This is a genomic window from Paramagnetospirillum sp., assembly GCF_058402745.1.
The window spans coordinates 120,852-138,206 of the sequence record NZ_JBZVFI010000008.1; the positions used below are offsets into that span (position 1 = coordinate 120,852).

The 17,355-nt window shown below is 66.5% G+C and carries 18 protein-coding genes; 11 read left to right on the forward strand and 7 right to left on the reverse strand.

Annotated features, from left to right (window positions below):
• Positions 1 to 37: 37 nt before the first annotated feature.
• From ACV4UZ_RS06405 to ACV4UZ_RS06430, 6 genes are read right to left on the reverse strand one after another with little or no spacing between them, the layout of a single operon-like run.
• Positions 38 to 655, reverse strand: coding sequence for a cytochrome b/b6 domain-containing protein (locus tag ACV4UZ_RS06405; protein ID WP_491600072.1), 618 nt, complete (start codon positions 653 to 655; stop codon positions 38 to 40).
• Positions 652 to 1,650: a cytochrome c3 family protein gene (locus ACV4UZ_RS06410; RefSeq protein WP_491600073.1), complete on the reverse strand. Its 999-nt coding sequence runs from the start codon at positions 1,648 to 1,650 to the stop codon at positions 652 to 654. Before ACV4UZ_RS06410 ends, ACV4UZ_RS06405 begins: the two co-directional genes overlap by 4 nt.
• A gap of 43 nt (positions 1,651 to 1,693) precedes the next feature.
• Positions 1,694 to 2,332: a TorD/DmsD family molecular chaperone gene (locus ACV4UZ_RS06415; RefSeq protein ID WP_491600074.1), complete on the reverse strand. Its 639-nt coding sequence runs from the start codon at positions 2,330 to 2,332 to the stop codon at positions 1,694 to 1,696.
• Positions 2,329 to 2,703: a hypothetical protein gene (locus ACV4UZ_RS06420; protein ID WP_491600075.1), complete on the reverse strand. Its 375-nt coding sequence runs from the start codon at positions 2,701 to 2,703 to the stop codon at positions 2,329 to 2,331. Before ACV4UZ_RS06420 ends, ACV4UZ_RS06415 begins: the two co-directional genes overlap by 4 nt.
• Positions 2,703 to 3,392, reverse strand: coding sequence for a 4Fe-4S dicluster domain-containing protein (locus tag ACV4UZ_RS06425; RefSeq protein WP_491600076.1), 690 nt, complete (start codon positions 3,390 to 3,392; stop codon positions 2,703 to 2,705). Before ACV4UZ_RS06425 ends, ACV4UZ_RS06420 begins: the two co-directional genes overlap by 1 nt.
• A gap of 12 nt (positions 3,393 to 3,404) precedes the next feature.
• The gene (locus ACV4UZ_RS06430; RefSeq protein WP_491600077.1) at positions 3,405 to 5,984 is read right to left on the reverse strand and encodes a molybdopterin-containing oxidoreductase family protein; all 2,580 of its coding nucleotides are present in this window, start codon (positions 5,982 to 5,984) and stop codon (positions 3,405 to 3,407) included.
• Between the two features lie 383 nt (positions 5,985 to 6,367).
• On the opposite strand from ACV4UZ_RS06430, the gene ACV4UZ_RS06435 reads away from it, so the two are divergent.
• The 7 genes from ACV4UZ_RS06435 to ACV4UZ_RS06465 all read left to right on the forward strand — a co-directional run bounded on the left by ACV4UZ_RS06435 (position 6,368) and on the right by ACV4UZ_RS06465 (position 13,056).
• Positions 6,368 to 7,180: a substrate-binding domain-containing protein gene (locus ACV4UZ_RS06435; protein ID WP_491600078.1), complete on the forward strand. Its 813-nt coding sequence runs from the start codon at positions 6,368 to 6,370 to the stop codon at positions 7,178 to 7,180.
• Complete coding sequence (locus ACV4UZ_RS06440; protein ID WP_491600079.1) at positions 7,177 to 8,634, forward strand: sensor histidine kinase; 1,458 nt, start codon at positions 7,177 to 7,179, stop codon at positions 8,632 to 8,634. Before ACV4UZ_RS06435 ends, ACV4UZ_RS06440 begins: the two co-directional genes overlap by 4 nt.
• Positions 8,624 to 9,898: a sigma-54-dependent transcriptional regulator gene (locus tag ACV4UZ_RS06445; protein ID WP_491600080.1), complete on the forward strand. Its 1,275-nt coding sequence runs from the start codon at positions 8,624 to 8,626 to the stop codon at positions 9,896 to 9,898. Before ACV4UZ_RS06440 ends, ACV4UZ_RS06445 begins: the two co-directional genes overlap by 11 nt.
• A gap of 78 nt (positions 9,899 to 9,976) precedes the next feature.
• Positions 9,977 to 10,276, forward strand: a complete 300-nt coding sequence (locus ACV4UZ_RS06450) for an ArsR/SmtB family transcription factor (protein WP_491600081.1) — start codon at positions 9,977 to 9,979, stop codon at positions 10,274 to 10,276.
• 13 nt (positions 10,277 to 10,289) lie between these two features.
• Entirely contained in the window at positions 10,290 to 11,087 is a 798-nt protein-coding gene (locus ACV4UZ_RS06455; protein WP_491600082.1) for an arsenite methyltransferase, read from the forward strand.
• Between the two features lie 141 nt (positions 11,088 to 11,228).
• Positions 11,229 to 11,774, forward strand: coding sequence for an RNA polymerase sigma factor (locus ACV4UZ_RS06460; protein WP_491600083.1), 546 nt, complete (start codon positions 11,229 to 11,231; stop codon positions 11,772 to 11,774).
• Positions 11,775 to 11,841: 67 nt separating this feature from the next.
• Positions 11,842 to 13,056 carry an MFS transporter gene (locus ACV4UZ_RS06465; RefSeq protein ID WP_491600084.1) on the forward strand — a complete coding sequence of 405 codons (1,215 nt, stop codon included), beginning with the start codon at positions 11,842 to 11,844 and terminating at the stop codon, positions 13,054 to 13,056.
• A 155-nt stretch (positions 13,057 to 13,211) separates the two neighbouring features.
• Here the strand turns inward: ACV4UZ_RS06465 and ACV4UZ_RS06470 are convergent, their stop codons facing one another.
• Positions 13,212 to 13,685, reverse strand: a complete 474-nt coding sequence (locus ACV4UZ_RS06470) for a carboxymuconolactone decarboxylase family protein (protein WP_491600085.1) — start codon at positions 13,683 to 13,685, stop codon at positions 13,212 to 13,214.
• A gap of 215 nt (positions 13,686 to 13,900) precedes the next feature.
• Between ACV4UZ_RS06470 and ACV4UZ_RS06475 the strand changes: the two genes are divergently transcribed.
• The 4 genes from ACV4UZ_RS06475 (at position 13,901) to ACV4UZ_RS06490 (ending at position 17,132) form a co-directional block, all read left to right on the forward strand.
• The gene (locus ACV4UZ_RS06475) at positions 13,901 to 14,641 is read left to right on the forward strand and encodes a substrate-binding domain-containing protein (protein WP_491600086.1); all 741 of its coding nucleotides are present in this window, start codon (positions 13,901 to 13,903) and stop codon (positions 14,639 to 14,641) included.
• 11 nt (positions 14,642 to 14,652) lie between these two features.
• On the forward strand, positions 14,653 to 16,371 hold the full coding sequence (locus ACV4UZ_RS06480) for a methyl-accepting chemotaxis protein (protein WP_491600087.1): 1,719 nt from the start codon (positions 14,653 to 14,655) through the stop codon (positions 16,369 to 16,371).
• 183 nt (positions 16,372 to 16,554) lie between these two features.
• Positions 16,555 to 16,863 (forward strand): hypothetical protein, encoded by a 309-nt coding sequence (locus ACV4UZ_RS06485; protein ID WP_491600088.1) that lies wholly within the window; start codon positions 16,555 to 16,557, stop codon positions 16,861 to 16,863.
• 146 nt (positions 16,864 to 17,009) lie between these two features.
• A complete protein-coding gene (locus ACV4UZ_RS06490; protein ID WP_491600089.1) occupies positions 17,010 to 17,132 on the forward strand; it encodes a hypothetical protein in 123 nt (40 codons plus the stop codon).
• The last annotated feature ends 223 nt before the right edge of the window (positions 17,133 to 17,355 follow it).

Below are 17,355 nucleotides of genomic sequence, written 5' to 3' on the forward strand. Positions count from 1 at the left end.
GGCCGGGGCAGTCCACGGATCCCGAAATGGCGCGTTCCTACTCCTCGTGCCATCCGGTGATCATCATCTTGAACAGGCTGGTGACCTTCACCCCGGTGGTGCCGAGATAGATGTGGGCGATCATGAAGGTCACGACGACCAGTCCGACCAGATAGTGCAGCACCGCCACCGGCACCAGGCCGTCCATGCCGAACACGCGGTTGGGCGCCAGGTCCGGCCACAGGAAGATCAGGCCGGTCAGCACCAGGAGCGGCATGAAGAAGTACATGATGATCCAGTAGACGATCTGCTGGAGCGAGTTGAAATTGGCTTCCTTGGTCGGCGGATAGGGGTGATCCTCTCCCCGGAAGATGCCCCAGCAATAGAACCGGGTCTGCTTGGCGCAGCGCTCCAGGAAACCGCCGGGCTTGGGGACGTATTGCCACCAGTTGCCGGTCACGATGTTGGCGACCACGAAGAAGGCGTAGAGCCCGGCCAGGGACAGTCCGGCGATGTCATGCAGCCTCGCCGCCGAGGCGAAGGGAACCAGCGGCAGGGTCGGATCGGCGAAATGAAGGCTCGCCCCCGTCACCGCCAGGGTGATGATCAGCAGGGCGTTGGTCCAGTGCCAAAGCCGGATCCACAGCGGCAGGATGAAGATGCGATGGGTGCTCATTTGTCCCTCCTGCGCCGGGCGATCAGGATGCGGATCAGGCCGTGGCCGACGACACCGGCCAGGGTGAGGCCGACCATTCCCAACCCCAGCAGGTCGAGATAGGTGTTCCGGGTGGCGCCGATCACGTAGGATTCCCCCATGACGGCGCTGTTGAGGAATCCGAGGCTGGCCGTCTCCGTCTCCGCCATGTGTCTGTAAAGACGGGTCCTGAGGGCGCTGTCCTTGGTGTGACAGGTGACGCAGTCGCGCTGGGCCTTGTCCTTGTTGAGGATCTCGTGCGACATGGCCAGGGTGCGGTTGGTCGAGGCCGGCGTATGGCAATCGATGCAGCGCACCGCCTGCCAGTGCCGCTTGGTGTTGGGCAGCCAGGCATGTATGGCGTCGATGTCGGGGCGCTTCTTCTGCGGAGTCAGCGTCCCGCCGAATTCCGCGAACTTCTTGTCCGACTCGTGGCAGTTCAGGCAGATGCCGTTGTCCTGGGCCACCACCTTGGCCGGATCCTTGAGGAGCTCGGCCTTGGTGTAGACGTGGGCGTTGTGGCAGGTGTTGCAGGTGAACTTGCCGCTGAGATTCTTGGAGTGGACGCTCTTGGCCACCTGATCTTCCACGCGCCACGCCTTTTGGGCATGGCACTCGTTGCAGGCCAGGGTCTCGGGCTTCGGCTTTCCGGCAACCGCGTGGGGATAGTCCCGGTAGGTGTCCAGATGGCAGGTCCGGCAGGCCATTCCCGCATGATTGGATTTGCCGTAGGCCGCCGGATCGGTCAGGGCCTGGGCCAGCTTGGCCATGTCCATGTCCGGGCGCGGCGGCTTGTGCAGGGCGGCTTCGGTATGGCAGTCGAAGCATTCCGCGTTCCATTTGCGGATCTGCTCGATGGTTTCGGGATCCTTGGGCACGGCTCCCTTGGTTTGCGCCCAGGCCGGCCATGCCATCAGCAGGACGGCGAGGATCAGCAGGGCGGCCCCGACCGGGCGACGGCGCAGAGCGTTGGTCATCTGTCCCCCTTGGAGCCTGTCGCGGCCCCGGTAAATCCAGACATCAGGCAAGCCCCAGATAGCGGGCGTCGTCGGCCACGATCTCGGCGGCGACGCGGGCAAGGGCCTGATACAGCGGCTCGGTGGCTTGGGCTTCGACGGCTCTGCAATAGGCGGGCATCCAGGCGTGCAGATGCCGCGTCATGAAGGCGGTCTGCCTTTCGCGCGCCCAAAGGGCGTCATCCTCCCGGCCCGCGCCCCAGGCATCACCCTCGCCATTGGCCAGGCTGGCGATGAAGCGCAGCTGCTCGACCAGATGGTCGGGCGGCCCCCAGCGTCCGTCGGGCTCGAACCCCGCATCGGCGTAGGCGGCCAGGACGGCGATGGTGCATTCCCCCATCATCCGGCCCTCGCGCCACAGGGATTCGTAGGGCGGCGGCGGGCCATAGCCCTCGCGGATGCCGAGGAACAGGCGGGCGTGCTCGACCGCCAGACGCCGGGCCAGGGCCGCGATGTCGGTCTCCGATCCCAGGGCGGCCAGGATGGCGCCGCCGATTCCCGCCGGCTCGCCCCGGCCCTGCTCGGCCACGGCGACCATGCGGGCCAGCCATTCCTCGGCCGGCGCCTCGGCGAACAGGGTCGAGAGGAACCAGTAGGCATCCGCCCGCTGCCGGCTTTCCGGGGCTCTGTCCAGGGCGGTCATTTCGGCGGCACCTTGTAGAACTCGGTCGCCAGATTGTCCTCGCCGCGATGGCAGCCCAGGCAGGTGCCCCGATCGACCGCGCCGGGATAGGCGGCCAGCGGGAACTCCTCGCGGCGCAGGAACTGGATGTTCTCGGGGAATTTGACCCCGGCATGACAGGTCTGGCAGCCGATCGCCATGAATTTGGTATGAATCCGGTGGAAGCGGCTTCCCACCTCCAGGTTGTACTTGTCGCCGGGAGAGAGTTCACCTTCGCGGATCTGATCCGCAATGATGCCGGCACCGGCGGGTTTCTCCTTCGCCTGCTGGGCGAATGCGGGAGACAGTGCGGTGGCGACCATCAGAAGGGCCGCGAGCAGGATGGTCTTCATCACGCATCTCCCCCTTCCAGAACGTAGTAAACCTGCGGCTTGGTGCCGAACTGGCGCTTCAATTGACTGGCCTTCTTGGCGCCCACCTGCTTGGCGACGGTGGAGGTCGGATCTTCGATATTGCCGAAAGCCCGCGCATCAACCGGACAAACCAGATCACAGGCTGGGGTGTATTGCGGGTCCTTGCCGATGCGGTCGGTCTTGCCGTCGGCCACGGCCTTTTCCAGCTTGTGCCAGCAGAAGGTGCACTTCTCGGCGACATTGGGCCGCTTGCGATGGGTGGGATGGCGGTCCGCTCCCGACACCGCCTCGGGCGGCGTGGCGGCCTGGCCGGGATAGAGGTTGTCGAGTGCCTTGCCGTTGATCTGCGGCACGCCATAGGGGCAGACCGCCGCGCAATAGCCGCAGCCGGTGCACTTGTCATAGTCGATCAGCACGATTCCAAGATCGTTCTTGGAGATGGCCTTGAACCCCGCCTTGTCGCAGGCCGTCTTGCAGGACGGGTGCTCGCAGTGCATGCAGTTCATGGTGACGAAGGTGCGGTAGACGTTGGGAAAAGTCCCACCCTCGGACTCGATCATCACGTTCCAGGGAGACCCCGGCGTGAAATGGTTTTCCACCGCGCAGGCCGCGACGCAGGACCGGCAGCCCATACACCGCTTGGTATCGATGACACGAACCAGCTTCATGATTGCCGCTCCTTACGCCTTGGTGACGTTGCACTTGGTGTCGTTGAACGAGTTCATGCCCGACAGCAGGTCGGGATGAAGCTCGAGGACGCGATTCACGTCCACGCCCTTCTTTGCGTATTCCGGCCATCCCGCATGGGCGTGCCCGTAGTGGTAGGAGATGCCCACCGTGTCGGGGCGGATGCCCTCGGTCAGCTTGCATTTGCCGGTGACCTTGCCGATGCGGGTGGTGACCGCCACCGTGTCGCCGTCCTTGATCCCCAGCTTGGTTGCCGCCGAGGTGTTGATCATGATGGCGTTGTCCTGGGTGTCCTTGCCGATGGCGAAGTTCAGGATGGGATTGGTGTTGGAGCAAGCCGTCTGGTTGCGGTACATGCGCTTGAAGGTGATCAGGTAGAAGGGCAGGTTCGTCGCCTCGCGGTGAGGCGTCGGGAAGGCGTGGTCCTTCAGCGGGACGGGGGAATAGGCGATCTTGTAGCGTTCAAGGTCGATATTCTTGATACCCGACTTCTCGACGGTGGCCTTCACCTTGGCGAAGGTTCCCAGCATGGAATCGCCGTAGAACTGCATCTTCGGCTTGCCGGGGCCCTTGCACTTGGCCTCGATCCCCTTGGTGTAGACATCGGCGGGAGCGAGCTGGCTGCCGACGAAGCCGTCCTTCAGGGCGACGTCGAAGGGCTTGCCCTTGGTGGCTTCCGCCCACAGGATCTCCACCGCCTCGCGCGGGGTGTAGTCGCGCCCCTTCTCGAACTTGTGATCCTTGAGCTTCCAGGCGCCGTTGATGGCCTCGGCGTAGGCGTCACGCATGTTGAGGCGCTTGGCCAGTTCCCACAGGATGGTGAAGCCGTCGTGCTTCAGGTTGTAGGCGTTGACCACCGGCTGGCGGATGCCGGTATGCTTGGCGTGGGGACTGGAGCGGGTCGGGGCCATGTGCCACGATTCAAGATAGTTGAGATCGGGCAGGACGATGTCGGACATCCAGGCCGTCTCGCTCATGTGCACTTCGATGGTGACGTTGAAGGTCTTTTCCATCGACCTGTACTGGGTCGCGGTATCCGAGGTCGAAGCCGGGCGGTTGGTGGCGTAGAAGATCTGCATCTCCGGCTCGTAGGGAAGGCCATAGGCCTTGGGGTCGAGCACGGTCAGCGCCACCTGCTGGCAGACGTCGTGGTGGCCGTTGGGGAAGTAGACGCTCTTGGCCAGATCCACCCGCTTGGGCGGATATTCGCACTTGGCCGGCTCCATGTATTCCGGGTGGTCGAGGACCTTGCCCAGCTTGTGGCCGCCGATGGCGTCGGGAATCCCCAGGATCATCTGCAGCATCAGGGCCGAGCGCCACGTCTGGACGCCATGCTCCTTGGCGGTCATGCCCCGCCAGGTGTGCAGCGAGACCGGCCGGTAACGGTGGGAGAAATCCCCCAGCTTCGTGGTGGTGCCGATCCGGATTTCCCGGCCGATCATGGCGGCCAGTTCACGGATGGTCTCGGCCGGAACGCCGGCGATCTCGGCCGCGGCCTCCGGCGTCATGTCCTTCAGGCTGTCGGCATAGGCGTCGAAGCCGGTGCGGACCTGCTTCCCATCCACGGTGTAGGTACCGCGCAAGGCGGGAATCACCCCCTCCACGAAGGGCTTGGCCGACTTGCTGGCGGTGTCCCAGACCAGGGGCTTGCCCTCGCCGTCGCGCAGGATGCGGCCATCGGCGCCGACCAGTTGCGGCGCGTTGGTGTAGGTGATCAGGAAGGGCTCGTCGATCTTGCCGTCGTCGATCAGCAGCTTGGTGAGCGCCATCACCAGCACCACGTCCTTGCCCGGGCGGATGGGAATCCACATGTCGGCCTTGGCGCCCGGATGGGACAGCCGGGGTTCCACCACCACGATCTTCATGCCGCGCTCCTTGGCGCGGGTCACGGCATGGTCCATCCAGCGGGCGAACTGCTCGGCCTCGAAATAGTTCGAGCCGAACACCACGAATAGGTTGCAGTTCTCGATGTCGGGCAGGAAGCCGTGATAGCCCCAGGTGATGTCGTCGGCCACGTGGCGGGCCGATTCGCAGGTGGTGGTGCGATGGATGACGTTGGGGGTTCCGAACGCCTTGCAGAAGGCCTTGGGGAAATTGTCGCCGATCAGGTACTTGCCGTGGCCGTGCTGCCAGATCAGTTTCGACGGGTTGTCCGCCTTGATCTTGGCCAGACGGTCGGTGATGGTCTGGAAGGCCTCGTCCCAGCTGATCTCGACCCATTTGGGATCCTGGTCCAGCCCCTTGGCGGGATTGGTCCGCTTCAGCGGAGTCTTGACCCGATAGGGATTGTATGCGGTAAAGCCGCCCGCCACGCCCTTGGGGCAGATGCCGTGATTGTAGATGTCGCGCCGGGCGCGGTCGGGCTGGATCGAACGGACGACGCCCCCCACCTTGCGTGCCTCGATGGCGCAGAAATTGACGCAGTGGACGCAGACCGACTTGACGCTTTCCTCGGCCAGCTTGCCGCCCGCGCCGCCTCCGACCTTGGCATAGGCCGGGACGATGCCGGAAGCCGCGGCGATGGCGGCAAGCGACCCCGCCCCCATGAGAAAGTCTCGACGTGTAGCAAGCATCTCAGGCGCTCCCCTGTCGTGGGCCATGCAAGGATGGAAAGCTCCCGACTACCCTTTCGAGCCGGAAATTCCATACGAAAGTTGCGGGTATTCTGTGGCGGAACATCCCGCGCCGCAAGGGCAATGGAGCGCCTGATTTGAAAAATTCCCATTGAAAACAATGAGTTGTTACCAATTGGTAACCACCCTTACCGACAATGCCTCTGAATTTCAGTCAGGGGTAACCGCCCGGTAACATTCATTCCCCTCGCCTGTTTTTCCTCGACCTACCCCCGGCCGGGGACCGGTGCTAGATTGGCGGCATGCACGATCCTCGGGAACGCATATCGGCATTTTGCATCCTGGCCCGGCAGTGGCTGGGATATGCCGCCCTGGCGGCTGTCGTGTATCTTCTTCCTACTCCTCCCGCCGCCGCCGAGGCTCCGGTGCGCATCGCGCTGACCGCGGCGGCCATCCGCGACGAGTTGCCCTTCTACGACCGTTGGGCGGCCTATCTGGGACGCAAGCTGGGGCGGCCGGTGGAGTTCATCCAGCGGCGCAGCTACCGGGACGTCATCGAGATGCTGCGGACCGGCGAGCTGGATTTCTCGTGGGTGTGCAGCTACTCCTTCGTCCAGGCCTGGGACGCCGAGCTGGTGGATCTGGTGGCCACCCCGGTCTTTCGCGGACGGCCGCTCTACCGCTCCTACATCATCGTCCACAGCGACAAGCCGACCATCACTCTGATGGATCTGGAGGGAACGTCCTTCGCCTATACCGATCCCGATTCCAATACCGGCTACATCGTGCCGCGAGTCATGCTGCGGGAGGCGGGACGCAGCCCCGACCGGTTCTTCCGCACCACCTTCTTCACCTGGGACCACGGCCAGGCGGTGGAAGCCGTCGCCGACAAGGTGGCCGATGGCGCCGCCGTCGATTCCTACGTCTGGGAATACATGGCGAGCCAACGGCCAAGGGTCGCCGAGCGAACCCGGATCATCCAGCGATCGGACGAATTCGGCTTCCCCCCCATGGTGGCGCGGCGCGGCATCGATCCGGGCCTGCGCTCGCTGTTTTCCGAGGCGCTTCTCAACATGGCCGCCGATGCCGAAGGCCGCCGGTTGCTGGGGGAAATGATGCTGGACGGCTTCACCACCCTTCCGGCCTCCCATTACGACACGGTCCGGGCGCTGCAATCGGCACGACCGATCCGATGAGCGCCCTGCGCCCGTCCACCTGGAGCCTGTCGCTGAAGCTTCCGGTCATCGTCTGCCTGGTGGTCATGGGGGTGGCCGGCGTGATCGGCGCCGGCGTGGTCGGCAAGGACCGCATGGAATTGCGCGACGCCCTGTCGGACAAGGCCCGGCTCCTGGCCCGCTGGGTCGCCGCCACCGCCGCCGATTCCATGCTGCGCAACGACAGCTGGTCGGTCTACCGGACATTGCGGCAGGTCGCCCTGGAAGGGGTGGACGACAGGAGCGAGCTGATCACCGCCATGGTGCTCGGCAGCGACGGCAGGGTTTCCGCCCACCTTCACCCCGGCGCCAATCCCCTTGGCCTGCCGCTTCCGGTTCACGACGACGAGGAAGGGGCATTGCTGTCGGCGGCGCTGGCGGCCCGCGCCCCGATCACCCTTCAGGGCCGCAACGGAGAGTTCACCGAAGGGGTGGCGCCGGTGATCTCGGGGGGAAAGTACCTGGGCGTCGTCCGGGTCAGGCTGTCCACCCACCATCTGACCGAGGCCACCCAGGAGGCGGCGCTGATCGTCCTTGGCCTGGCGCTCGGGCTGGCCGTGGTGGCGAGCCTGGTCGGAATCTGGCTGTCGCTGGGGGCCGTCGGTCCCTTGCGCAAGCTGGCGGACGCCATGGCCCTGCTGGGCCGCGGCGACCACGCCCCGGTCGCCATCAAGGGGGGCGACGAAATCGCCCAGCTGGGTGAAGCCTTCAATCGCATGGCGGCGGAGGTTTCGGAAAAGCAGCGCCTGGAACGGGAACTGGCCCAGAGCGAAAAAGCCGCCGCCCTGGGCCGCATCGCCGCCGGCGTGGCGCACGAGGTCAACAACCCGCTGGCCGGCATCCTGAACTGTCTGTCCACCATCAAGGACCACCCGGAGCAGCCCGATCTGGTCACCCGCTACCTTCCCCCCATCGAGAAGGGACTGCTCCGCATCCGCGCCATCGTCCAGGACCTGCTGGTGGAGCAGCGGGCGGAGCATGCCTCCGAGGCCTGCGATCCGGCCTGCCTGGATGAATTGCGCGACCTGCTGGCCGCCGAACTGGACGGCAGCGGCATCACGCTCGACTGGGACAACCGGGTCGATGCCCAGGTGCGGATCAACCGGCCGCGATTGCAGCAGGCGGTGCTCAACCTGCTCAAGAACGCCGCCCAGGCTATGCCCGACGGCGGCCGCCTGCGGTTCTCGGCTTTTCTCGACGGACGTGTGCTGCGCATGGAAATCGAGGACAGCGGCATCGGCATCGCTCCCGATGACCTTCGCCACATCTTCGACCCCTTCTATTCGTCGAGAAAGGGGGGCACCGGCCTGGGATTGTGGATCACCTTGCGGCTGCTGACCTCCATGGGGGGCGGCATCAGGGTCGACAGCCAGGTGGGCAAGGGCAGCCTGTTCCGTCTCCACGTGCCGGTGGAAGGAGGCGGAAATGGAGCGTGAGCGCCTGCGGGTTCTGGTGGTCGAGGATGACGAGATCATGCTGCTGTCCCTGGTGGACCGCCTGAAGCTGGAGGGCATCGGAGCGACCGGCGCCTCGACCCTGAAGGAAGCCCGCTGGTGGCTGGGAACCGGAGGCGTCGATCTGGTGGTCTGCGACATTCGCCTGCCCGACGGACTGGGCAGCGATCTGTTCCTGGAGATTTCACGGCTTCAGCCCGGCCTGCCCTTCATCCTGATGACGGCCTATGGCTCGGTGTCCGACGCCGTGGCCCTGGTCAAGGCCGGGGCCGTGGACTACCTGGAAAAGCCTTTCAATCTGCCCGCCTTCATCCAACTGGTGCGGCGGACCCTTTCCACCCTGGCCGACATGCGGCTGGCCGACGGTCCCGCCATCGAACGCTTTCGGCTGGGTTCCGGTCTGCTGGGGCAGGACCCGGCGATTCTGCGGCTGGAACGCACCATCTCGCGCATCCGCACCGTGGATGCCCCGGTGCTGATTTCCGGCGAACGCGGGACCGGCAAGCGTCAGGTGGCGGCCATGATCCATCACAACAGCCCACGGGCGGCGGGACCGTTCATCAGGCTGAACTGCGCCCCCTGGGAAAGCGATGGCGATGTGGAGGACGACCTTTCCTCGGCCGCCGAGCGGGCGGCGGGCGGCTCGCTGTTCCTGGACGAGGTGGCGGAGCTTCCCGACCGGCTGCAAGGACAGCTGCTTCAGCTGATCAGCCGCCCCCAGCCCGGTCTGCGCGTCATCGCGGCGCGGCGCGAGGATGTCAGGGCCGAGACCGAGTCCGCCGTTCGCCCCGATCTGCTCTGGCGGCTTTCCGTCATCCAGATCCGGGTTCCCCCCCTTCGCGAGCGGCCCGAGGACATCGTCCACATCGCCCGTCAGTTCCTGGCCCAGGCGGCGGCGGCCAGCGGCCGGCGCGTCACCGGCTTTTCCCCCGCCGCCGAGGAATGCCTGCGCGCCCTCCGGCTGCCGGGCAACGGCCGCGAATTGCGGCGGCTGGTCGAGCGGGCGGCCGCATTGGCCGACGGCCCGCAGCTGGAGGCCCATCATCTCGAGGCGGAGGCGGAGGCGGAGACGGATTGCGCCCCCGCTCCCACCGACCTCAGAACTGCCGTCGAGGATGCCGAGCGCGCCGCCATCCTGTCGGCCCTGGCCCGCGCCGACGGCGCCATCGGCAAGGCCGCCGACCTGCTGGGCATCTCGCGCAAGAACCTGTGGGAGAAGATGCGGCGCTACGACATGGAGCGATAGCCGCCGGCACGGTTCGTCCCGACGACGACGACGAGCCGGGTATTGACATCGGGCATTTAATTCCATATATCTCGAATTATGGAAGAACAAGACATCATCGCCGCCCTTTCCGCCCTGGCCCAGGATTCCCGTCTGCGGGTCTTCCGCCTGCTGGTGACCGCCGGGCCGGCGGGAATGCCGGCCGGGCAGATCGCCGAGGAACTGGCGATCACCCCCAACACCCTGTCGTTCCACCTGTCCCATCTGAAGAATGCCGGATTGGTGACGGTGCGACGCGACGGGCGCTCGTTGATCTATTCCGCCGCATACGGACGCATGCGGGCGGTGGTGGGCTATCTCACCGAGAATTGCTGCTCACGCGATCCCTGCTGCTCCTGAGGAGACCCCGACCATGACCCCCGACCAGATCCGCGACTTGGTCCGCAGCCGCTACGGCGCCATCGCCGCCGGCGCCGCCTCGTCCTGCTGCACGCCGGCTCCGGCCTCCTCCTCCTCCTGCTGCGGCCCGGCGCCCGATGCCGATGCCCTGGCCAAGCGCATGGGCTATGACGAATCCGACCTTGCCGCCGCCGGGGACGGGGCCAATCTCGGGCTGGGATGCGGCAATCCCCAGGCCATCGCCGCCATGCGCCCCGGCGAGGTGGTGGTGGACCTGGGCAGCGGCGCGGGCTTCGACGCTTTCCTCGCCATCCGGCAGGTCGGCGAAAGCGGCCGGGTGATCGGCGTCGACATGACCCATGAAATGCTGGCCAAGGCGCGGGCCAACGCCGCCAAACTGGGGCTGTCCAACGTCGAGTTCCGCCTGGGCGAGATCGAGCACCTGCCCATCGCCGACAACACCGCCGACGTGGTCATCTCCAATTGCGTCATCAACCTGTCGCCGGACAAGCCCGCCGTCCTGAACGAGGCCTTCCGGGTGCTGAAGCCCGGCGGCCGGGTGGCGATCTCCGACGTGGTGATGCTGCGCCCCCTTCCGCCGGAGCTGGCCACCATGAAGGAATTGCTGACCGGCTGCGCCAGCGGCGCCGCCACGGTGGCCGAGCTGTCCAACTGGCTGGCCCAGGCCGGCTTCACCGGCATCCGAATCGAACCCAAGCCGGAAAGCCGCGAACTGATCGCCAGTTGGGCGCCGGGCCTGGGCATCGAGGAATACGTCGCCTCGGCCACCATCGAGGCGCGCAAGCCCTGAGGCCAACCTGTCCCGGCGGCGGATTCGGCGCGCCCTATACTTCCATATTTCTCGAATTACGGAAACATTGTAACGCCTCGCCCCTCCGTCCAACGGGAAGAAGGGTCGCTCCCGCCCCTTCCCAACCAGGAGAGCAGCACCGTGACCACTCTCGACCTTACGGCCCATCGGGGCGAGCTGCACCGCTTCGTGCTCGGCATGGTCGGCAATGCCGATCTGGCCGACGACATCGTCCAGGAAACGCTGCTGCGGGCCATGGCGGGGCGCGAGGGCTTCGCCGGGCGGTCGCGGCCGCTGACCTGGCTCTCGGCCATCGCGCTGAACGCGCTGCGCGACCATTTCCGCCGGCCGGCCACCCGACGCGAGGAAAGCGCCGACCCCGCCGGCCTCGCCGCCCTGCCCGCCCCGGAGGACGACGCCGTCACCACCCTGATGCGCGCCGAGATGGGCGACTGCATCACCGCCCACCTGACCGCCCTGCCCGACCGCCTGCGCGAGGTGCTGGTGCTGCACGACATGGGGGGCGCCGGCCATGCCGAGGTGGCGGCGGCGCTGTCCATCACCGAGGGCCATTCCCGCGTGCTGCTGCACCGGGCCCGCGCCGCCCTGCGCGAGCGTCTGGGCCGGCATTGCCGCCTGGACCTCGGCCGCGACGCCATCCCCTGCAGTCCGCGCGAGAAAACCTGAGATGAGCCTCGACCCCTTGCGCGTCCCCATCCTCGACCAACCCTATCCGCCCAGACGGGAGAGACCCATGCCATCCACCCAGCCCAGCGCCCCCCACAGCCCGCTTGCCGTCCTGATCTGTGCCTCGGCCATCCTGGCCATCTCGCTCGGCGTCAGGCATTCCTTCGGCCTGTTCCTCCAGCCGGTGACCGAGGCCGGCGGCTGGAGCCGCGAGGCCTTCGGCTTCGCCATCGCGCTGCAGAACCTTGTCTGGGGCCTGTCCCAGCCCTTCGCCGGCCTGCTGGCCGACCGCATCGGCGCCGGGCGGATGATCATCGCCGGCACCGCGCTCTACGTGGTGGGCCTGCTGGTGATGGCCCTGCCCCAGGGCGAGACCGCCTTCATCCTGGGCACCGGGCTGCTGGTCGGCCTCGGCCTGTCGGGCACCACCTATCCCCTGGTGCTGGGCGCCGTCAGTCGCGCCACCAGCCCGGAGAAGCGCAGTCTGGCCCTGGGCCTCGCCATGGGCGGCGCCGCCTTCGGCCAGTTCGTCATGCTGCCCGGCGCGCTGGGCGGCATCGGCCTGCTGGGCTGGTCGGGCGCGCTGGCCGCCATGGCGCTCCTCGCCCTGGCCATGGCCCCGCTGGCGGTGCCACTGATGGAGCGGGGCGGCGACACGCCCCCGGCCACCGCCGTGAGCGCGGGACAGGCCATCCGTCGGGCGCTGGGCCATCGCGGCTTCCAGTTGCTGGCGCTGGGCTTCTTCGTCTGCGGCTTCCAGGTGGTGTTCATCGCCACCCACGTGCCGGCCTTCCTGTCCGACAAGGGGCTGACGGCGGGAATCGGCTCCACCGTGCTGGCGCTGATCGGCCTGCTCAACATTCCCGGCACCTATTTCGCCGGGCTGTGGGGCGCCAAATGGCGCAAACCCATGCTGCTGTCCTGGCTCTACCTGGCGCGCACCGCCATCATCGCCGCCTTCGCCTTCCTGCCGGTCAGCGAGTGGAGCGCCTATGCCTTCGGCGCCGCCATGGGGCTGGTCTGGCTGTCCACCGTGCCGCTGACCAACGGCACCGTCGCCGCCCTGTTCGGAGTGGGCAACATGTCCATGCTGGGCGGCGTGGTGTTCCTGGCCCACCAATTGGGCGCCTTCCTCGGCGGCTGGCTGGGAGGCGTGCTGTACGACCGCCTGGGCAGCTATGACGGAGCCTGGATGGTGGCCATCGGTCTCAGCCTGCTGGCCGCCCTGCTCAACCTGCCCATCCGCGAGGAGGCGGCCCGGCCCGCCGAGGCGGCGGCGTGAGGATCGCCGGGCTCGGGCTGGGGCTGGCCATCCTGGCCCTGGTCTGGTCCGCCTACCGGCGGCCCGAGACCGATCTCCTGCTGACGGGCCTGATGTTCTGCCAATGAAAAAGGGGCGGCATCCGAAGATGCCGCCCCGCGTGCGTCCCCTGGCGATCAGCAGCAGCGGGCCGCCTTCGGGGCCTCGCCCCAATTGCCCGGGCCGGCGCCGCCCAAACGGGCCTCGGCATGGCCGATGGCCTTGGAGCGGATCAGGGCGGCAAGGGCCAGAACCTCGTCCAGGCGGTCCCGGCCCACGCCGAGGGCGCGGGCCGCCGCCAGATGCCGGTCGGTCTCGACGGTGCAGTTGACCGCCAGCGCCGCCCCCAGGGCGGTCAGCTCGGCCAGGGGCTCGGCGGAGGTTCCGCCGCAACCCTCGGCGGCCGGGTCCAGGCCAAGGGCGTGGCGGCGCATGCCCTCGGTGGCGGCCTCGCGCACGCGAACGGCCACGGCGACGGCCTTTTCGACGTCGTCGTCACCGGCGCCCGCCTTGCGGACCTCCACCAGATGATGGGTGACGCAGGGGCGGCAGCCCGCCGCCACCGAGATGGCAAGCGCCACCAGTTCCTTTTCCAACGACATCATGGGCATGGCTTCCTCCGGAAACGGGGTGTGATGTCCGTTGGACGGAGAAAGCCGGGAGAGTGTTACGCATCGCGGCGGCTGGGATATGACCACAATGCCTATTGGCATAATGATTGTTTCCTTGCGGAGGAATAACCTGATGGGAGTTGTTGGCTTATTATCTTTGGCCAGGAGTTGATATGCATATAATTAAAATTGTATGCTTACTTGTCACCGTATTCGTGTTTACTGGTCAATCGCTGGCCGCCGAGTTCGTCCTGTCGGGCTCCACCACGGTCCAGACCCGAATCCTCGACCCCCTGGCCGCCGATATCAGGCAGGCGACCGGCCTCGACATCAAGGTCGAGGGCGTGGGCAGCGGCAACGGGATCAAGCGGCTGGTGGCGGGTGAAGTCCCGGTGGCCATCGTGTCCAGTCCGCTGGAAGGCATCCTCAAGGCCCAGAATTTGCCGGAAGACGGCACCTATCAGCTCCATGTCCTGGCCGAGGACGAGATATCCCCCATCGTCAACGCCCAAAACCCGGTCGAGACCCTGGATTGGGACCAGCTGCGCGACCTCTATTCCGGTGTCATCAAGAACTGGAAGGACGTCGGCGGCCCCGACCGCAAGGTCCAGGTGGTGACCAGCCATTCCGAATCCGCCACCCGCGAGGTGGTGTGGGAACAGGTCATGGGCAAGAAGGTGGATTACGCCCGCTCGGCCCGAATCGTCTACGCCACCAAGAAGGAAATGGTGATGGTGGCCGAACACGCCGGGGCCATCGGCGCGGTGTCGGCGGGATTCGTCCAGGCCTATTTCGACGAGGCCCGTCGCGATGGCGACCCCATCGAGATCAAGGTGGTGCGCTCCAAAAAGATCGCCCGCCCGCTGGCCATCGTCACCAAGGGCGATCCCGGCCCGGAGGCGGCCAGGCTGATCGCCTTCCTGCGCACCGACGCCGCCCGCAAGAAGTTCAAGTGAGGAATGCCGCCATGACGACCTCCGCCCTCATGCCCAGCATCGGCATCCAGCGCAGCCTGATGCTGATCGGCGCCGTCGCCGTCGCCGCCCTGGCCCTGGTGATCGCCACCGGGTCCTTCAGCCTCGGCACCGGCACCGCCGCCGCGCTCCGCGCCGACCAGCGACAGGCGGCGACCATCGTCGCCAAGGAGGCCGAGCTGGGCCTGTCCAACCTGTCCGTCCTGGTCAGCCGGCGCCTGAACTATGAAATGTTTCCCGCCCGCTTCAAGGCGCTGAGCGACGCCCGGCTGGCCGACATCCGCGACCGGAGCGGCCGCATCGACGGGGCGTCCGCCGAGGCCAAGGCCGCCCTGGCCGCCGCCCTCGACGAGATGTCGGTGGTGGTGAAGAAGGTGCAGGACAATCCCTCGGTGGATGACGAGCAGAAATTCGCCGCCGCCGCCGCCAGGGCGGAACAGCAGCTGGCCGCCATCCGGACGGTTCTCGCCAACGACTACCACGCCGCCCTGGCCGCCAAGGACGAGGGACTGGCGGCGGCGGCCAGCCGCCCGATCATCTTCGGCCTGCTGATCGTGGTGGTGGTGGTCGCCCTGGTGGTGATCCTGTCGCGCGGCATCATCGGCCCGCTCGACCGGCTTCGCGACGCCATGATCCGGCTGGCCGAGGGCAACCTGGCCATCCGCATCGACGGCGTCGAGCGCAAGGACGAGATCGGCGCCATGGCCCACGCCGTCGAGGTGTTCCGCGAGAACGCCAGCCGGGTCGCCGAACTGAAGCGGCAGCAGGAAGAGCTCCGGCAGTCCAACGAGGCGGAACGCCATGCCACCATGCTGGCGCTCTCCAAGGAATTCGAGGCCCACATGGGGGCGCTGTCCCAGCATGTGAACACCGCGTCCAACACCATCCATGCCAGTGCCCGCATCATGTCCTTCACCGCCGGATCGACGTCGGACGACGCGGTGGCGGCGGGGCAGGCGGCCGAACTGGCATCCTCCAACGTGGAGACGGTGGCCGCCGCCGCCGAGGAACTCTCCGCCTCGATCCACGAGATCGCCAGCCACGTCGCCCGCGCCGCCCAAGTCGCCGGCACCGCTGTGAGCAAGGCGGAACGCACCACCGAGATCGTCGAGAGCCTGCTGACCTCGGCCCAGAAGATCGGCGAGGTGGTGAGCCTGATCAACGACATCGCCAGCCAGACCAACCTGCTGGCGCTCAACGCCACCATCGAGGCGGCCAGGGCGGGCGACGCCGGCAAGGGCTTCGCCGTGGTGGCCAGCGAGGTCAAGAACCTCGCCAATCAGACCGGCCGCGCCACCGAGGAAATCGGCCAGCAGATCGGCGAGGTGCAAGGCGCCACCCATCAGGCGGTGGCCGCCATCAAGGAAATCCTCGGCACCATCAACGAGATCAGCCAGTCCTCGACCATGATCGCCTCGGCCGTCGAGGAACAGCAGGCCGCCACCGGCGAGATCGCCCGCAGCATCGAGCAGGCTTCCACCGGAACCCGCCAGGTCGTGGGGCACATCGCCAGCGTCAACGACAAGGCCGGCCAATCGAGCAAGGTCGCCAACGACATGCTGGAAAAGGCCAACGGCCTGATCGAGGAAGCCAGCCATCTGGACGGCGAGGTCAAGGACTTCATACAGCGTTCCTGCCCGGCCCCCACGGTTGCTGAGGGCCGCTATGGACAACGCACAATTCAACGCCACGATCCGTCGGATCAAGAATGAGGCTCGGGGGCTTCGCGAAAGGGAATTGTCCGATGGCAGGCGTCTCGGACAGCTTGCCCCTTGGGAATTGGCGGAACTTGCCGCCTCAGAGAAGGCGCTTAGGGCGGCACTTGCCGATGCGGAGAGCGCAAAGGTGCTCTTGATCGCGATGAACCTGAATTGAACGACAGAGGAAGCCCCACCATGACCCGCAACCGCACCCGGCTTGCCGCCGTCCTCCTGGTGGGCTTCCTCGCGCCCCTGCCTGTCTACGCGGATGACTTCGGGGATGACCTGTTGGTGCCCCGCGTGGATCGGGACCAGGGGCGCGACTACGTCCTCCGGGACGAACGGGGTCGCCGCACGGGCACCCTCGAAGAGGCGCCCGGCGGCACCCTGACCCAGCGCGACACCAGCGGGCGCCGCGTCGGCACCATCGAACAGGGATGGGGCGGCGAAATGATCGTCAGGGACACCCGGGGGCGCCGGGTGGGGACTATCGAGCGGCGTTGATAAGGCGCTTTAGAGCCGCTCAGCAACCCTCTGGAACTATAACCGGTATCCTCGTTATCCACAGACCAACTAAATCTTGCGCCAACCCCTTCCCGGCCTTATGGTCGATTCTGTCCCAACTGGGGGCTGAAAGGAGGTGAGGTTAGATGGCGAGCAAAGGCACCACGACTAAGATCGGGCGCAATGCCGGCAGCGGTCAGTTCACTTCGGTGAAAACCGCCAAGGAGCATCCGAAGACCCATGTGGTCGAGACCATCAAGAAGAAGTAGGAAGCTGAGGCAACAGCTCCCTACTTCACCGCATCGGTCAGACGCGACGGCTGAGGGAAACCTCTGCCGTCGTTTTCTTTAGACCAGACTGAACACCCCGGCAAGCCATCAATGAGATCACACAGGCGCGCAAACCCATGTGGGGAAGTTCCCACAAAAGATCCCACAACGGCTCCCACAGAACCCATCAAGTCATTGAATTTTAATGGAAAAATTCGCTTGG

Excerpts from the sequence above, each read along its gene's own strand:
- ACV4UZ_RS06415 (WP_491600074.1), bottom strand. The coding sequence starts at position 2,332 with ATGACCGCCCTGGACAGAGCCCCGGAAAGCCGGCAGCGGGCGGATGCC.
- ACV4UZ_RS06490 (WP_491600089.1), top strand. The coding sequence starts at position 17,010 with ATGGCGAGCAAAGGCACCACGACTAAGATCGGGCGCAATGCCGGCAGC.
- ACV4UZ_RS06485 (WP_491600088.1), top strand. The coding sequence starts at position 16,555 with ATGACCCGCAACCGCACCCGGCTTGCCGCCGTCCTCCTGGTGGGCTTC.
- ACV4UZ_RS06455 (WP_491600082.1), top strand. The coding sequence starts at position 10,290 with ATGACCCCCGACCAGATCCGCGACTTGGTCCGCAGCCGCTACGGCGCC.
- ACV4UZ_RS06405 (WP_491600072.1), bottom strand. The coding sequence starts at position 655 with ATGAGCACCCATCGCATCTTCATCCTGCCGCTGTGGATCCGGCTTTGG.
- ACV4UZ_RS06470 (WP_491600085.1), bottom strand. The coding sequence starts at position 13,685 with ATGCCCATGATGTCGTTGGAAAAGGAACTGGTGGCGCTTGCCATCTCG.
- ACV4UZ_RS06420 (WP_491600075.1), bottom strand. The coding sequence starts at position 2,703 with ATGAAGACCATCCTGCTCGCGGCCCTTCTGATGGTCGCCACCGCACTG.
- ACV4UZ_RS06465 (WP_491600084.1), top strand. The coding sequence starts at position 11,842 with ATGCCATCCACCCAGCCCAGCGCCCCCCACAGCCCGCTTGCCGTCCTG.
- ACV4UZ_RS06440 (WP_491600079.1), top strand. The coding sequence starts at position 7,177 with ATGAGCGCCCTGCGCCCGTCCACCTGGAGCCTGTCGCTGAAGCTTCCG.
- ACV4UZ_RS06430 (WP_491600077.1), bottom strand. The coding sequence starts at position 5,984 with ATGCTTGCTACACGTCGAGACTTTCTCATGGGGGCGGGGTCGCTTGCC.
- ACV4UZ_RS06425 (WP_491600076.1), bottom strand. The coding sequence starts at position 3,392 with ATGAAGCTGGTTCGTGTCATCGATACCAAGCGGTGTATGGGCTGCCGG.
- ACV4UZ_RS06410 (WP_491600073.1), bottom strand. The coding sequence starts at position 1,650 with ATGACCAACGCTCTGCGCCGTCGCCCGGTCGGGGCCGCCCTGCTGATC.
- ACV4UZ_RS06480 (WP_491600087.1), top strand. The coding sequence starts at position 14,653 with ATGACGACCTCCGCCCTCATGCCCAGCATCGGCATCCAGCGCAGCCTG.
- ACV4UZ_RS06445 (WP_491600080.1), top strand. The coding sequence starts at position 8,624 with ATGGAGCGTGAGCGCCTGCGGGTTCTGGTGGTCGAGGATGACGAGATC.
- ACV4UZ_RS06450 (WP_491600081.1), top strand. The coding sequence starts at position 9,977 with ATGGAAGAACAAGACATCATCGCCGCCCTTTCCGCCCTGGCCCAGGAT.